The sequence below is a fragment of the Ruegeria sp. AWH4_226 genome (assembly GCF_056159225.1).
Genome location: NZ_JBSWUU010000001.1, coordinates 2,419,351 through 2,432,949, shown reverse-complemented (window position 1 = coordinate 2,432,949; position 13,599 = coordinate 2,419,351). Strand labels below are relative to the sequence as shown.

Below are 13,599 nucleotides of genomic sequence, written 5' to 3'. Positions count from 1 at the left end.
TCAAACGCGGGCGACATGAATAGCGTGATCCTGCCTGCGGCGTTGAGTTTACAGACCAAACCGCCTATTTCGGGGGCAATATCGCGTAAAGGAAGACCCTCGTGGCAAACCATCTCTATAAAAACGACCTGCCGGACGGGTTGGACCTTGGCCCCGTAGTGGCGATTGATTGTGAAACCATGGGATTGAATCCGCATCGCGATCGCCTGTGTGTGATCCAGATGTCCGGCGGCGACGGCCACAGCCACATTGTACAGGTAGAAAAGGGCCAGACCGAGGCACCGAACCTGTGTGCCATGCTTGAAAATCCGAATGTGCTCAAGCTGTTCCATTTTGGCCGGTTTGACATTGCCGCGATGTATCATGCCTTTGGGGCGCTGGCCGCGCCGGTTTACTGCACCAAGATTGCCAGTCGTCTGGTGCGAACCTATACCGACCGCCACGGGTTGAAAAATCTGTGCCAGGAACTGATCGGGGTCGATATCTCGAAGCAGCAGCAGATGAGCGACTGGGGCGCGGAAACGCTGACCGAGGCGCAGCTGGACTATGCCGCCTCGGACGTCTTGTACCTGCACCAACTGCGTGACGCGCTGGACGCGCGTCTGGCACGCGAAGACCGTACCCATATGGCGCAGGCTTGTTTTGACTTCTTGCCGATGCGCGCGAAGCTTGACCTCGCCGGATGGCCCGAAACGGATATCTTTGCACACTCATGACCGACAACGAGTCCTTTCTGAAAACCGCGAAGCAGGTTGTCACCGACGAGGCCCGAGCGCTGGATGTGCTGGCTGACAGTCTGGATGACCAGTTCGCCGAAGCCGTGCATATGATCCTTCAGGCGCCGGGCCGCATTATTGTCAGCGGCATTGGTAAATCCGGCCATATCGGACACAAGATCGCCGCCACGCTGGCCAGCACGGGCACGCCCGCCTATTTCGTGCACCCCGCCGAGGCTAGCCACGGCGATCTTGGCATGGTGTCTAAAGGCGATGTGGTTCTGGCGATTTCAAACTCGGGCGAAGCGCCTGAACTGGCGAACCTGCTGGCCTTTACCCAACGCTTTGGCATTCCGCTGATCGGGTTGTCGAGCAAGCCGGAAAGTACCTTGATGAAACAGGCGGACGTGCACCTGTTAATCCCGTCTTTGGGCGAAGCTTGCGGCTTTGGAATGGTGCCCTCAATCTCGACCACGCTGACGCTGGCGATGGGTGATGCGCTGGCGATTGCCCTTATGAAGTACCGCGATTTCAAGCCCGAAGATTTCCGCGCCTTTCACCCCGGTGGCAAACTAGGGGCGCAGCTTTCGACTGTGCGCGATCTGATGCACAAGGATTTGCCCTTGGTTCCTAGTGGCACACCAATGAGCGAGGCCTTGCTGGTCATGAGTCAAAAGAGCTTTGGCGTCGTTGGCGTAACAGATGATAAATCCCGCTTGTTGGGTATCGTGACCGACGGCGATCTGCGCCGGAACATGGATGGGCTTTTAAACAAAAACACCGAAGAGGTCATGACGCGCAACCCGCTTACCATTGCGCCGAACGCAATGGCGGAGGAGGCGGTTGCGATAATGAACGACCGTAAGATCACGTCGCTATTTGTGGTTGATCCCGCTGCGCACGGACAGGCCGAAGGATTGTTACACATCCACGATTGCCTGCGCGTCGGGCTGGGCTAGGCAAGGGGTCGCGCGGTGGACGGGCATTCACGCAGGGTACAGTTCCTCAAGGTGTTACTGCCGCTTGTGGCCATCCTGATCCTATCCAGCGTCTTCCTGTTGTCCCGAAGTATCGACACCAGCGTGAATGTGCCTTTCGCGCAGAAGGACATCGACGAACGGCTGGCGGATCAGGTGGTGACCCAGCCCAATTACCGCGGCACCACGCGCAAGGGTGAAGAGGTTCAGATTCAGGCGATCCGGGCCACGCAGGGGACCGAAGCCTCCAACCCGACCGCCGCAGAATTTCGCGGTCGTTTGGGTCTGTCGAATGGCGGTGTCATCACGCTGGATTCCAATTCGGGCGTGCTGCGGCCTGACAAGAACTCGGCCACCTTTGTTGGTGACGTGGTCATCACGTCAACGGATGGCACTGTCGTCACCACGGATCTGCTGAACACCGCGCTTAACGAAATCCGAGGGGATGCACCTGGTCAGGTCAATGGAACTGGTGTCATTGGCAATTTCACTGCCGGCGGGATGACCTTTGGAACGGAAAAAAAGGACGGTCCTGTCCATATTATTTTTACAGACGGCGTGAAGCTGATATACGAGCCCAAAAAGGCAGAAAGATAACCTGTGTCAAATTTTCGTTTTGTTCTCATTTGTTGCACCCTGACGTTGGGCGCTTTTACTGCTGCCGCACAGGAGACGCAGGTCGCGTTTGGCGCTGTCCAAGCAGATCCTAGCCAGCCGGTCGAGGTGACATCGGAGCGGTTGAACGTTAATCAAGAAGATGGATCAGCCGAATTTCTTGGCAACGTGATCGTTATTCAGGGCGAGATGCGACTGACGGCTGAACGCGTGCTGGTAGTCTATAACGAAGATCGCTCGGGGATCGAGCGGATGGAAGCGACCGAAGATGTGGTTTTGGTCAGCCCGCCCGATGCGGCCGAGGGTGACTGGGCTGAATACACCATCGACTCGGGCGTCATCGTGATGAAGGGCAATGTGCTGTTGACGCAGGGACCCAGCACCATCAGCGGTGATCAGATGAATGCCAACCTGACAACGGGCACAGCGACAATGACAGGGAATGTCAAAACCATTTTGCAGCAAGGCGAAAACTGATGACGCGGCCTGAATTGACCGTGGCCCATGGGCAATCAGGCCTTCGGATCGAAAAACTTAGGAAATCCTATCGCAAGAAAACCGTGATCCGGGATGTGTCGATGACACTCGACCGGTCCGAGGTTGTGGCGCTCCTGGGTCCAAACGGTTCGGGTAAAACTACTACATTTTATTCGGTCGCTGGGCTGGTATTCCCCGAGGCTGGCACGGTCATGATTGACGGGCAGGCCGTGACGACCCTGCCGATGTACCGCCGTGCGCGCCTGGGTATCGGTTATCTGCCGCAGGAGATGTCGATTTTTCGCGGTATGAGCGTCGAGGACAATATCGCTTCGGTGCTCGACATATCGGTGAAGCATGTTCATCGTCGCAAAGAACGGCTGGAGGAATTGCTGTCAGACTTCTCGATCGAGCATCTTCGCCGGGCACCTGCGCTGGCGTTGTCAGGCGGGGAACGTCGCCGTGTCGAGATTGCGCGCTGTCTTGCGGCTGATCCGAAATACCTGCTTTTGGATGAACCTTTTGCCGGTGTTGACCCTATTAGCGTCGGCGATATCCGCCACCTTGTTGCCGACCTGAAAAAGCGCGGCATCGGTGTTCTGATCACCGATCATAACGTGCGGGAAACGCTCGAGATTGTGGATCGTGCATACATCCTGCACGATGGTCAGGTTCTGATGTCCGGCACACCGGATGAAGTGGTAGAAAACGAAAACGTACGCCGCGTCTATTTGGGCGAAAATTTCCGGATTTCATAAGGTTGCGCAGAACTGCGCCGAATGTATGGCGGAAATTACGTATATACACGTCTGTTTTGATTGACTCTTACGCCGTCTCTTGCCTCAATTGGGTCATGGCGTTTCTTCGGTTCCCGTCTGGATCACGATCCCCCTTCTTTGAAGGGCGGCAGGTTCGGCTACTGCAGAATATGCCTTTATCCCCCACCCGATAAAAAGATATGCGTCGCGCTACGTGACGTCAAAATGGGTGTGAATTGTGAAGGAGATCACATGCGTTACCAAATCAGCGGAAAACAGATCGACATCGGCGCGGCGCTGCAGACTCACGTGCAGACCGAGCTGGGCGAGGTTGTGGGCAAGTATGCCCAGCGACCGACTGATGCCAACGTCGTCTTTTCCCGTTCAGCGCATGAATATGTATGCGAAACCACAGTGCATCTTTCCACTGGCCTGACAGCGCAGGCCAAGGCCCATGCGACCGAAATCTACGCGGCCTTTGAAGGCTGCTGTGACAAGATGGAAACACAGCTGCGCAGGTATAAGCGACGGCTGAAGGATCATCACAAGGATCGCGCAGAGCCTGTTGAACTCTTCGGGGCGTCGTCTTATATCCTCGCCTCTGATGAATCTGAGTCGGCTGACGAACCCGAATCCCTGCAGCCGATGATCGTGGCCGAGATGGAAACCAAGATCCCATCGCTGAGTGTTGGTGAAGCCGTTATGCAGATGGAACTTGCCGGTGCCCCGGTGCTGGTGTTCCGGAATGAAAACAAGGATGGATTGAACGTCGTGTATCGTCGGGAAGACGGCAACATTGGCTGGATTGATCCGTAACAGGCAAGAATAGCAAAGGCGCGCCCCCGCATTTGTGGGAGCGTCGCGATGGAGCGTAATCATGGAGCTTTCGAGCATACTGCAGCCCGAGGCAGTCCGCGTATTGTCTTCTGCTTCCAGCAAGAAGCGGCTGTTTCAGGAAATTGCAGATGTGGCTGATGCGACACTGGGCCTAGAAGCTCAATTGGTTGTTGACGCGTTGCTAGAGAGGGAAAGCCTCGGGCCAACCGGTGTTGGGCATGGCGTGGCGCTCCCGCATGCAAGGATGGGCGGGTTGGAAAGTGTTTCGGGCGTGTTCGTGATGCTGGAAAAGCCACTTGATTTTGGCTCGGTCGACCGCCAACCGGTCGATATCGCTTTTGCGTTGTTTGCGCCAGAAGAGGCTGGGGTCGATCACTTGAAAGCGCTCGCGCTGGTGTCTCGTACTTTGCGCGATACGTCTGTCTGCTCGAAACTGCGCGCCAACCCGGATCCGGTCAAGCTATATGCCATTCTGACCGAAGCGCAATCGATGCAAGCGGCTTAGCTCACATAAAAAAAGCCCCCGGACATCCGGGGGCTTTTTTTCGGGTTCCACCGCGATTAACCGCCGGTACCCATTTCCAATGTCCACCAGATTTTGCCGCCGCCTTCCTGATGCCAGGCAAACCCCATTTGCGTAGCCTTCGGATCCATGATCACCGAGCGCGGTCCGGGTTCCTGCATCCAGGCTGCCAGAGTTTCCGTCTCGGTCTCGTAAGTCTCCGAGATCGCTTCACCCAGGAAGGTACCAAAGTAGCCCACGCGCCGCGCGCGATCGATCGGAGAGGACCCGTCCGACCCAAAATGCCACGGACGATTCTGGCGGGCCATGTCCTTTGAATGTGTTGCTGCAGCGGCGTTCAATTGTGCGTTCAGTTGCACGGGCTGCAAGCCTTGGGCCTGACGCAGCGCATTGACCGAATCAAGCATGCGGAACTGCAGTTTTTCGGAGTTTCGCCCGATCTTGTAAACTGTCGGCAATGGCCGCCCGTCCGAGCCAAAGGTCGGAGTGCTGGTTGGAGTACACGCTGCCAGCGCAACAACACATGCAAAAAGGAAAGATACTATACGCGTCATGATTAGCCTGATGATTGATTTAACTTAGGGCATAGCGCGACAGGCGGGTTTGGGCAAACGAAGGGTGCCCCCATTTCGCATGATTCTGCCGGTTTGATTTGCGACTGAAGCATTCTGGCAATAGGATATGTGAGATTTTCAGGTTGGCCTTAGTAGAGGACCGTTCATCATGGTCAAAAAATACTTACACACATCTACCCGTCGCGGGTTCCTGGCCGGAGCGTCGGCTGTATTGGCCTCTCCTGCTATCGCGCAGTACATACCCGGCGACCCGTTGCGCCCCGCGCCCGAGCCGGAACCGCAGGTGCGTCGTAATATCTCGGGCTTCCGCGCTCAGGACTGGCAAGCGTATTTCTCGAACACAAATAACGGCGCGATCCTCGTTGATACAATTTCTCGTGCGCTGCACTACTGGTCCGAAGACCAGAGAACCTACAAACTCTACCCGTCTTCAGTGCCGTTGACCGAGGAACTGACCCGTCGTGGGCGGACCAGCGTGATCCGGAAGGTTGAAGGGCCAAGCTGGTCTCCGACGCCATCGATGAAAAAGCGAAATCCCGAATGGCCGGACTATATTCCGCCGGGTCCGGATAACCCATTGGGAACACACGCTTTGTATCTCAGTTGGAAATATTATCGTATTCATGGCACGCATGATACACGCAAGATCGGGCGCCGCTCGTCCAATGGGTGTATTGGCTTGTTCAACGAAGATATCGCAGAATTGTTTTCAATGGCGAATGTTGGCACGCAAGTGTTGCTAATTTGACCACATTTTTGCTCACGAACCCGCTTGCAGCGCAAGTTGCAATTGCATTCCAGTCAGATAGCTGATTAGAAAAATAACACGAGGTAAGTCTTGGGTGCGCGGTTTCACTATTTGGAATCGTGCAAATTCTGGAGGTTAATATGAAGAAACTCGTTCTCGCCGCTGCACTGACCGCTGCTGCTTCGACCGCTTATGCCGGTAACCTGGAAGAGCCGATTGTCGAAGCACCGGTTGTTGTGGAAGAAACACAGGGCACGTCGCAGGGCATCATCCTGCCGCTGATCCTGTTGGTCGTCGTAGCCGCAGCTGTTGCAGCAAGCTAATTGACGAGCTTTGTCTAGAGAAAAGGCGGTGGAACACTCCACCGCCTTTTTTCATGCCTGATTGTCTTATCCGAAAGGGATAGGGACGCTTAGTCCAACCAGCCTTTCAGATTGTCTTCGATCACCTTGCTAAGGGCAATGATGTGCGAATCATCGTCGTTCAGGCAGGGAATGTAAGTGAAGGTTTCACCGCCCGCTTCCTCAAAGCTTTCTTTGATCTCTTCGTTGATTTCTTCCAGCGTTTCGATGCAGTCGGCGGAAAACGCCGGTGCAATGACCGCGATGTTCTTTTTACCCTGTTTGGCCAGGTCGGCCACGTGATCGACGGTATAGGGTTTCAGCCATTCTTCGGGACCAAATCGGGATTGGAAGGTTGATACTAGCTGATCATCCGCCCAACCCAGCCGCTCTTTGAGCAAGCGAGAGGTCTTGGCGCACTGGCAATGATAAGGATCACCCTGCTGTAAATACCGTTCCGGCATACCGTGATACGAACAAACCAGAATATCCGGTTTGGTCTCCATCGCTGCATAGGCTTTTTCCACCGATCCGGCCAGCGCGTCGATGTAAGCGGGATCGTCGAAATAGGCAGGGACGGTGCGGGTCGAGGGCTGCCAGGCTTCCTCCATCAATGCGCGGAAAAACTGGTCATTTGCAGTGGCGGTCGTTGCACCGGCATATTGCGGGTATAGGGGAAAGAACAGGATGCGATCACATCCGGCGGCTACCATTTCGCGTACTTTGGATTTGGTCGAGGGGTTGCCATATCGCATACAGAAATCGACCATGACCTGATCGCCATGGCGCGCCTGCATTGCAACGCGCAGCTTGGCGGTTTGGTCCTTCGTGATCGTCATCAATGGGCTTTCGCCCTTATCGTGATTCCAGATTGACTTGTAAGCCTCGCCCGAGCTGAAGGGACGCTTGGTCAGGATGATGCTTTGTAAGATCGGCTGCCACTTCCACTTGGGATAGTCGATAACGCGTTGATCCGACAGAAACTCGTTCAAATACCGCCGCATTGGCCAATAGCTATAGTCATCCGGTGTGCCCAGATTGGCCAGCAGGATGCCAACACGGCCCATTTTGACCTTGGGGTGGTCTGCGGGGGCATGGGATGGGCGAGTGGCGTCAAACATGTCGGGCTTCCTGAATTTCTACGTATCGGGCTGAGATAACCGGAAAAGACCAGTCGTCAATCGGGCAGTTTGCCTTCTTTTGTTCCCAAGGCATCTGCAAGGCGCGCCTTGGCCGATCCGGGGCGCAAGGGTTTTTGTTGGCTGTCGTCGGGTGACCAGCCGGTCAGGCAGATCAATTCGTATGTTGCCCGCAACCGCCCGGAAGGGGTCGAGAAGTGGTCGGCATAGATTTCTTGAGCACGCGCGAAGACTTGCCGCCGGGTAGTGTGTTTCACGCGCCTGGACAAACTATTGGTCTCTCCCATCGCGCGCAGGTCATGCATCAGGTGGGTCAGGTGGCGATACTCCGCCGTCAGACGGGCGGTGTCGGCGACTGGCAGGGCAAGCCCCGCCCGTTGCAGCAAACCGCCCAGATCGCGTAGTTCGGCCATGGGCGCGATGCGTGGGCTGAGCCCCCCGCTGACCTCGATCTCGGCTTGTCCAAGGGCGGCACGCAGCTCGTGCAGAGTTTCGCCTCCCAGACATACCACGAGCAGCAACCCATCGGGCAGAAGGGCGCGGTGGCATTGGATCAGTTGACCCACGGGATCATTGGCCCAATGCAGCGCCATGGCGTGGATCACAAGATCATGCGCTTTGGGGTGCAGGGCCAGAACCTCATCATCGGGGATAACCTGCGCGCTGGATAGAACATTCCGCCAAATCTGTGGGAAGGGCGTCACGATCACCGGGGCTGTGAAGGTTTTGTTAACCATAGACAGGCGATCCTGAACCTCGTCCACCGCGGCATGATGCAGGAACAGCGCCTGATCCCGCGCGCGGGTGCGATGCCGGTCAAGGGCCGTACGGTCGAACAGAGAGGATGCAGTGGAGTCAGGCAGCTTCATAGGGCGGAACTATCGCATCTTGCAGCGAATTCAAACCGCTGTTCAACTGATCTATCCAGCGCGGTGTCTGGGATGCGGTGATCTGACAGAGGCCGATTTTGGCCTGTGTGGTAGATGTTGGCGCGACACGCCCTTTATCGGTGGCCTTGTATGCGAAAGTTGCGGCGTGCCCCTGCCGGGCGCACCAGACGGTCATCGAACTGAATGTGATGATTGTATGAAAACGCCCCGTCCCTGGAGCGCCGGGCGCGCAGCGCTTTTGTATAAAGGCAAGACAAGATCGTTGATTCTGGCGTTGAAACATGGCGACAGACCGGAGCTGGCCCGTCCGGCTGCGCGGTGGATGGCCAAGGCAGGCAGGGACCTGATTCATGATGATATGTTGATTGCGCCGGTGCCACTGCATTGGTCGCGCTTGGTCAAACGGCGATACAACCAGTCAGCACTGTTGGCGCAGCATCTGGCGCGCGAAACCGGGTTAGAGCTGTGCCCGGACCTTCTGAAGCGTCGGGTCCGGACGCCGGTTCTGGACGGGAAAACCGCGGTGGAGCGGGCAGACACCCTGTCAGGCGCGATTTTACCCCACCCCGGACGCCTGCATCGGATGCAGGGCCGGGATGTGCTGTTGGTGGATGACGTCATGACCTCGGGCGCGACACTGACGGCCTGTGCACGTGTCTGCCTTGAGGCTGGCGCAAATCATATTTTTGTGTTGGCTCTGGCACGCGTTGCCAAGGATGCCTAATTCGCACAAGATTGTGCGAAATCTGAAGGAAAATAAAATGAAACAGGTTGAAATCTACACCTCGCCGCTGTGCGGTTACTGCCACGCGGCCAAACGTCTGCTGAAACAGAAGAAAGTTCAGTTCAAAGAAGTCGATGTGCTCATACACCCCAAACGCAAGCCCGAAATGATCAAGCGCGCTGGCGGCAAACGCACCGTGCCGCAGATTTTCATCGGTTCACAACATGTTGGCGGCTGCGATGAGCTCTATGAACTTGAGCGGCAGGGCAAGCTGGACCGTCTTCTGGCGGCCTGATGAAATCCGCGCTGCTGCAACTCACCTCGTCGGATGATCCGGTCGAAAACCTGGCGACCGTTCGCGGCCTGTTGGCCGAGGCGGCAGGTCAGGGGGCGCGGTTCGTTCTGACACCTGAGGTGACGAATTGTGTCTCTACCAGCACGACGCAGCAGCGCGCGGTTCTTCAGCATGAAGAAGACGACATCACGCTCGCGGGCCTGCGCGATCAGGCCGCTCAGCTGGGCGTTTGGCTGCTGATCGGCTCGCTTGGGGTCAAAACCCATGACGCTGACGGGCGCTTTGCCAACCGCTCCTTCCTGATCGACCCGCAAGGGCAGATCGTGGCGCGGTACGACAAGATTCATATGTTCGACGTGCAAGTCACCGAGACTGAGACCTTCCGCGAATCAAAGAATTACCGCCCGGGTGATAAGGCCGTTTTAGCCCAGACCGACTTTGGTGCGATTGGGATGACAGTCTGCTACGATATTCGGTTTTCACATCTCTATGCGTCTCTGGCGCAAGCAGGCGCGCGAATTCTTACTGTTCCGGCGGCATTTTCCCCAGTGACCGGCGCGGCTCATTGGGAATCGCTGCTGCGTGCACGGGCGATTGAGAATGGCGCATGGGTGCTGGCACCTGCGCAAACCGGAGAGCACGCGAAAACCCGTGGAAAAACCCGCCACACATACGGCCACAGTATGGTCGTGGCCCCGTGGGGAGAGGTCGTTGTCGACGCAGGGACCGATCCGGGCATTCACTTTTTCGATTTGGATGATAGTTCTGTGACTGAGGCGCGTCGCCGCGTGCCCTCGTTGACGCACACCCGTCGTTTTGACGGGCCCTGATCCAGAATCGGACCATGACAGACGATCACAATGCCCTCGCGGTCACGCTGTTCAGCGAGATCCTGACCGCAGACCAGCTATTGCGCAACCGGCTCAGCCGGGTGCTGCCTAAGGGTATGGAGATTTCACATTTCTCAGTTCTGAACCATCTGGTGTTCGTGGGCGACGAACGGTCGCCTGCGCAACTGGCAAGCACGTTCCACGTCACGCGCGGGGCGATGACCAACACGTTGGCCAAGCTGGAATGGGCTGGATACATTCACATCCGCCCCGATTGGGACGATGCTCGCCGCAAGATGGTCGCCATCAGCCCCGCAGGACGGCGCGCGCGCGATCAGGCAATCGCGTCAATTGCGCCGATGATCAATCGCGTGGTTGGGGAGCTAGGTGTTGAGCGTGTGCGCAGCACGTTGCCGGTGCTGCGCGATCTGCGAATCCAGTTGGAAGGCGAATAGCTTTAGCTTGGCTTCACACTCGCCGTCACATAGTTCACGCTCAAGTCCCGATCTGAGATCGACCAGCTCCAGAGAATTGGATTGAACACAAAGCCTTTGCGGTCTACCGGCTCCAAACCCGCCTGACGCAGCAGGTCGAACAACTCATCTGGCGTGATGAACTTGCTCCACTCATGCGTGCCGCGCGGTAGCCAGCGCATGACCACTTCGGCCCCGAAAATAGCCATCGCATATGATTTCGGGTTGCGGTTGATGGTCGAGCAGATTTGCAGCCCGCCGGGTTTTAGCAGTTGTTGTGTTGCGGTGAGATACGAGAGCGGATCGGCCACATGCTCCACCACCTCCATATTCAGCACCACATCGAATTGCTCACCTGCGGCAGCCATGTCTTCAGCCGTGGTGTGGCGGTAATCGATCTCAAGCCCGGATTGCTCGGCGTGAATGCGGGCGACGGGCAAATTGCGTTCAGCTGCGTCCGCGCCAACAACCTCGGCGCCCAAACGCGCCATGGGTTCGCTCAGCAAGCCACCGCCGCAACCGATATCCAGTAGGCGAAGGCCTTCGAAAGGTCGGGGTGCCTTTAAATCCCGGTCGAATTCACCTGCGATCTGCTGTGTGATATAGTCAAGACGGCAGGGATTCAGCATGTGCAGCGGCTTGAATTTCCCATGCGGGTCCCACCATTCCGCGGCCATCGCCTCGAATTTTGCGATCTCGGACGGGTCCACAGTATTCGGATGCGCTTGCATTCCTGTCTCCGTATGCTCTTTTACGTTAGAGGACTATATAGGGCGATAATGGACAAGTACCCGGACCAAAAGCGCGCAGTGCAATATCTGTACCCGCCGATCGACCCGTTCGATCAGCGCATGGTCGATGTTGGCGAAGGCCACCGCATCTATATGGAACAGTGCGGCAATCCCAATGGCGTGCCGGTTGTGGTCCTGCACGGTGGGCCGGGGGGCGGCTGCAGCCCGGCGATGCGACGCTATTTTGACCCGAATACGTACCGGGTGATTCTGTTTGATCAACGCGGCTGCGGCAGATCACGGCCACACGCATCAGTGACGGACAACACCACCTGGCATCTGGTGGCTGACATAGAACGGCTGCGGACCCTGCTGGATATCGACGACTGGACTGTGTTTGGCGGCAGTTGGGGCGCCACACTGGCATTGATCTACGCACAAGCGCATCCGGATCGCGTGAACCGCTTGGTGCTGCGCGGCGTGTTTTTGGCCACGCAGGCCGAATTGGATTGGTTCTACGGCGGCGGGGCCGGCAAGTTCTGGCCCGAGCAATGGGCAAAGTTCACCGCGCTGCTGACTGAGGGCGAGCTGTCCGACACAATCGGCGCGTACAACAAACGCCTCTTCTCGGGGGATCGCGCCACTGAAATCCTGTACGCGCGGGCGTGGTCCGCGTGGGAAAACGCCTTGGCGTCGATACACGCGCAAGGTGGCGTTGGGGAAAGCCCCGGTGAATACGCGCGTGCCTTTGCGCGGCTGGAGAATCACTATTTCATGAACGGTGCTTTCCTTCAGAAGGATGGGCAGATCCTCGACCAGATTGGTAAGATCGCACACATCCCGGGACATATCGTGCAGGGCCGTTATGATATGATCTGCCCGCCACAGGCGGCGTGGGCCCTTGCTGATCGCTGGCCCAATTCCGAACTGAAGATGGTACGCAACGCGGGCCACGCTCTGTCTGAACCCGGCATCAGTGCCGAGTTGGTTCGAATCATGGACCGCGTGGCCGAGGAGGTAGCATGACCCGGATTGACCGCCGCGCTCTGTTCGCCTCGGGTGCTGCGGCTGCTTTGCTGGCGGCGACGGGCAAGTCATTGGCGGATACGCCAAAGGCGGGGGGTGCTCTACGATTGGCCGTGCCGCGCGACGAAAGTCTGGAGCTGGTGGCACGCGGGGCCGTCTTTGACACGCTGACCGAGATTGCGCCCGACGGCACGTTGCGCGGCGAATTGGCGACAGGCTGGCATACCGATGCTGAAGCGCGTATCTGGCGTTTTGACCTGCGAAAGGGCGTTACCTTCCACGACGGTGCACCGCTGGAAGCCGCCGATGTCGTGGCTGTTCTGAGTGAGGTCGGTCAAGCTGAGGCATTGGCAGCGGATTCTGTTCGGCTGGAGCTTGCCGAGGCTAACCCGGGCGTTCCCTTCCTTCTGGCTGACAACCGTTTTGTCATCACTCGGGACGGTCGGGGCGTAACGCCGCTGAAAACTGCAAACGGCACCGGATGCTATCGGGTGGAACGGGCGGATGATGATCGCCACTTCCTGGGCCGTAAGGTGTCCGGGCATTACAAGGATGGCTCGGCAGGGTGGGCGGAAACGATCGAAATCATCGTTATCCCCGATGCCCGCGTCCGGGCCGAGGCGTTGCGGGACGGATATGTCGATGTGGCAGCTTTGCCGGCAGGTGACGGTCTGAAAAACCAGCGTGGGTTGCGATATTTCCCAAGTGAATCGGACATGGCGCTGGCCGTGGCCCCGCATGTGGGTATGCCGCGTCAGATTGCTGCGGGCCGCGCGCTTGATGATGGCCGCATCGCCGAACGGTGGTGGTTGGCGTAAATCCGGCCACGAAACGCGCCGGGGGTTGCAGACTCGGGAAACCGCGCGTATATGCAGTTGCAACAGCGGCGTGTCGGACTTCGGTCCGGGGCTCCACCGGAAAGTT

At 57.4% G+C, this 13,599-nt stretch carries 19 protein-coding genes; 15 read left to right on the top strand and 4 right to left on the bottom strand.

Annotation, left to right across the window (positions count from 1 at the left end):
* Positions 1-101: 101 nt before the first annotated feature.
* From ACXAET_RS12045 to ACXAET_RS12015, 7 genes are all read left to right on the top strand, one after another.
* On the top strand, positions 102-716 hold the full coding sequence (locus tag ACXAET_RS12045) for a ribonuclease D (protein ID WP_475185142.1): 615 nt from the start codon (positions 102-104) through the stop codon (positions 714-716).
* Positions 713-1,675, top strand: a complete 963-nt coding sequence (locus ACXAET_RS12040) for a KpsF/GutQ family sugar-phosphate isomerase (RefSeq protein WP_475185139.1) — start codon at positions 713-715, stop codon at positions 1,673-1,675. Before ACXAET_RS12045 ends, ACXAET_RS12040 begins: the two co-directional genes overlap by 4 nt.
* A gap of 15 nt (positions 1,676-1,690) precedes the next feature.
* Entirely contained in the window at positions 1,691-2,290 is a 600-nt protein-coding gene (gene lptC / locus ACXAET_RS12035; RefSeq protein ID WP_475185137.1) for an LPS export ABC transporter periplasmic protein LptC, read from the top strand.
* Between the two features lie 3 nt (positions 2,291-2,293).
* Entirely contained in the window at positions 2,294-2,785 is a 492-nt protein-coding gene (locus ACXAET_RS12030) for an LptA/OstA family protein (protein ID WP_475185136.1), read from the top strand.
* Positions 2,785-3,543 carry an LPS export ABC transporter ATP-binding protein gene (gene lptB / locus ACXAET_RS12025; RefSeq protein ID WP_475185133.1) on the top strand — a complete coding sequence of 253 codons (759 nt, stop codon included), beginning with the start codon at positions 2,785-2,787 and terminating at the stop codon, positions 3,541-3,543. Before ACXAET_RS12030 ends, lptB begins: the two co-directional genes overlap by 1 nt.
* Positions 3,544-3,795: 252 nt before the next feature.
* Positions 3,796-4,359: a ribosome hibernation-promoting factor, HPF/YfiA family gene (gene hpf / locus ACXAET_RS12020; RefSeq protein ID WP_068338538.1), complete on the top strand. Its 564-nt coding sequence runs from the start codon at positions 3,796-3,798 to the stop codon at positions 4,357-4,359.
* 61 nt (positions 4,360-4,420) lie between these two features.
* Entirely contained in the window at positions 4,421-4,885 is a 465-nt protein-coding gene (locus ACXAET_RS12015; protein ID WP_475185129.1) for a PTS sugar transporter subunit IIA, read from the top strand.
* 56 nt (positions 4,886-4,941) lie between these two features.
* On the opposite strand, the gene dalA is transcribed toward ACXAET_RS12015, so the two are convergent.
* Entirely contained in the window at positions 4,942-5,457 is a 516-nt protein-coding gene (dalA, locus tag ACXAET_RS12010) for a divisome-associated lipoprotein DalA (protein ID WP_475185126.1), read from the bottom strand.
* 169 nt (positions 5,458-5,626) lie between these two features.
* On the opposite strand from dalA, the gene ACXAET_RS12005 reads away from it, so the two are divergent.
* The gene (locus ACXAET_RS12005) at positions 5,627-6,226 is read left to right on the top strand and encodes a L,D-transpeptidase (protein ID WP_475185124.1); all 600 of its coding nucleotides are present in this window, start codon (positions 5,627-5,629) and stop codon (positions 6,224-6,226) included.
* 140 nt (positions 6,227-6,366) lie between these two features.
* Positions 6,367-6,549: a hypothetical protein gene (locus ACXAET_RS12000; protein ID WP_170761344.1), complete on the top strand. Its 183-nt coding sequence runs from the start codon at positions 6,367-6,369 to the stop codon at positions 6,547-6,549.
* 89 nt (positions 6,550-6,638) lie between these two features.
* Here ACXAET_RS12000 and hemH read toward each other — a convergent pair whose 3' ends face one another.
* Both hemH and ACXAET_RS11990 read right to left on the bottom strand, forming a co-directional pair.
* The gene (gene hemH, locus ACXAET_RS11995; protein ID WP_475185122.1) at positions 6,639-7,688 is read right to left on the bottom strand and encodes a ferrochelatase; all 1,050 of its coding nucleotides are present in this window, start codon (positions 7,686-7,688) and stop codon (positions 6,639-6,641) included.
* A gap of 56 nt (positions 7,689-7,744) precedes the next feature.
* Positions 7,745-8,575 carry a methyltransferase domain-containing protein gene (locus ACXAET_RS11990; protein ID WP_475185120.1) on the bottom strand — a complete coding sequence of 277 codons (831 nt, stop codon included), beginning with the start codon at positions 8,573-8,575 and terminating at the stop codon, positions 7,745-7,747.
* A 16-nt stretch (positions 8,576-8,591) separates the two neighbouring features.
* Between ACXAET_RS11990 and ACXAET_RS11985 the strand changes: the two genes are divergently transcribed.
* The 4 genes from ACXAET_RS11985 to ACXAET_RS11970 are packed head-to-tail and all read left to right on the top strand — an operon-like array spanning position 8,592 to position 10,900.
* Positions 8,592-9,320: a double zinc ribbon domain-containing protein gene (locus tag ACXAET_RS11985; RefSeq protein WP_475187199.1), complete on the top strand. Its 729-nt coding sequence runs from the start codon at positions 8,592-8,594 to the stop codon at positions 9,318-9,320.
* 37 nt (positions 9,321-9,357) lie between these two features.
* Positions 9,358-9,615 (top strand): glutaredoxin 3, encoded by a 258-nt coding sequence (grxC, locus tag ACXAET_RS11980; RefSeq protein ID WP_475185118.1) that lies wholly within the window; start codon positions 9,358-9,360, stop codon positions 9,613-9,615.
* Complete coding sequence (locus ACXAET_RS11975; RefSeq protein WP_475185117.1) at positions 9,615-10,445, top strand: carbon-nitrogen hydrolase family protein; 831 nt, start codon at positions 9,615-9,617, stop codon at positions 10,443-10,445. The genes grxC and ACXAET_RS11975 overlap by 1 nt, the downstream gene beginning before the upstream one ends.
* Positions 10,446-10,459: 14 nt before the next feature.
* A complete protein-coding gene (locus ACXAET_RS11970) occupies positions 10,460-10,900 on the top strand; it encodes a MarR family winged helix-turn-helix transcriptional regulator (RefSeq protein ID WP_475185114.1) in 441 nt (146 codons plus the stop codon).
* A 2-nt stretch (positions 10,901-10,902) separates the two neighbouring features.
* On the opposite strand, the gene ubiG is transcribed toward ACXAET_RS11970, so the two are convergent.
* Positions 10,903-11,649 carry a bifunctional 2-polyprenyl-6-hydroxyphenol methylase/3-demethylubiquinol 3-O-methyltransferase UbiG gene (gene ubiG, locus ACXAET_RS11965; RefSeq protein WP_475185111.1) on the bottom strand — a complete coding sequence of 249 codons (747 nt, stop codon included), beginning with the start codon at positions 11,647-11,649 and terminating at the stop codon, positions 10,903-10,905.
* A gap of 48 nt (positions 11,650-11,697) precedes the next feature.
* On the opposite strand from ubiG, the gene pip reads away from it, so the two are divergent.
* Together pip and ACXAET_RS11955 are read left to right on the top strand one after the other, a co-directional pair.
* Positions 11,698-12,675: a prolyl aminopeptidase gene (gene pip / locus ACXAET_RS11960; protein WP_475185110.1), complete on the top strand. Its 978-nt coding sequence runs from the start codon at positions 11,698-11,700 to the stop codon at positions 12,673-12,675.
* Positions 12,672-13,493, top strand: a complete 822-nt coding sequence (locus ACXAET_RS11955; RefSeq protein WP_475185109.1) for an ABC transporter substrate-binding protein — start codon at positions 12,672-12,674, stop codon at positions 13,491-13,493. Before pip ends, ACXAET_RS11955 begins: the two co-directional genes overlap by 4 nt.
* The last annotated feature ends 106 nt before the right edge of the window (positions 13,494-13,599 follow it).

What these genes read in the sequence shown, in the direction of transcription:
- ACXAET_RS12005 (WP_475185124.1), top strand. Translation starts at nt 5,627, where the DNA reads ATGGTCAAAAAATACTTACACACATCTACCCGTCGCGGGTTCCTGGCC.
- ubiG (WP_475185111.1), bottom strand. Translation starts at nt 11,649, where the DNA reads ATGCAAGCGCATCCGAATACTGTGGACCCGTCCGAGATCGCAAAATTC.
- grxC (WP_475185118.1), top strand. Translation starts at nt 9,358, where the DNA reads ATGAAACAGGTTGAAATCTACACCTCGCCGCTGTGCGGTTACTGCCAC.
- ACXAET_RS11970 (WP_475185114.1), top strand. Translation starts at nt 10,460, where the DNA reads ATGACAGACGATCACAATGCCCTCGCGGTCACGCTGTTCAGCGAGATC.
- hemH (WP_475185122.1), bottom strand. Translation starts at nt 7,688, where the DNA reads ATGTTTGACGCCACTCGCCCATCCCATGCCCCCGCAGACCACCCCAAG.
- ACXAET_RS11975 (WP_475185117.1), top strand. Translation starts at nt 9,615, where the DNA reads ATGAAATCCGCGCTGCTGCAACTCACCTCGTCGGATGATCCGGTCGAA.
- dalA (WP_475185126.1), bottom strand. Translation starts at nt 5,457, where the DNA reads ATGACGCGTATAGTATCTTTCCTTTTTGCATGTGTTGTTGCGCTGGCA.
- lptB (WP_475185133.1), top strand. Translation starts at nt 2,785, where the DNA reads ATGACGCGGCCTGAATTGACCGTGGCCCATGGGCAATCAGGCCTTCGG.
- ACXAET_RS11990 (WP_475185120.1), bottom strand. Translation starts at nt 8,575, where the DNA reads ATGAAGCTGCCTGACTCCACTGCATCCTCTCTGTTCGACCGTACGGCC.
- ACXAET_RS12015 (WP_475185129.1), top strand. Translation starts at nt 4,421, where the DNA reads ATGGAGCTTTCGAGCATACTGCAGCCCGAGGCAGTCCGCGTATTGTCT.
- ACXAET_RS12040 (WP_475185139.1), top strand. Translation starts at nt 713, where the DNA reads ATGACCGACAACGAGTCCTTTCTGAAAACCGCGAAGCAGGTTGTCACC.
- hpf (WP_068338538.1), top strand. Translation starts at nt 3,796, where the DNA reads ATGCGTTACCAAATCAGCGGAAAACAGATCGACATCGGCGCGGCGCTG.
- ACXAET_RS11955 (WP_475185109.1), top strand. Translation starts at nt 12,672, where the DNA reads ATGACCCGGATTGACCGCCGCGCTCTGTTCGCCTCGGGTGCTGCGGCT.
- pip (WP_475185110.1), top strand. Translation starts at nt 11,698, where the DNA reads ATGGACAAGTACCCGGACCAAAAGCGCGCAGTGCAATATCTGTACCCG.
- ACXAET_RS12000 (WP_170761344.1), top strand. Translation starts at nt 6,367, where the DNA reads ATGAAGAAACTCGTTCTCGCCGCTGCACTGACCGCTGCTGCTTCGACC.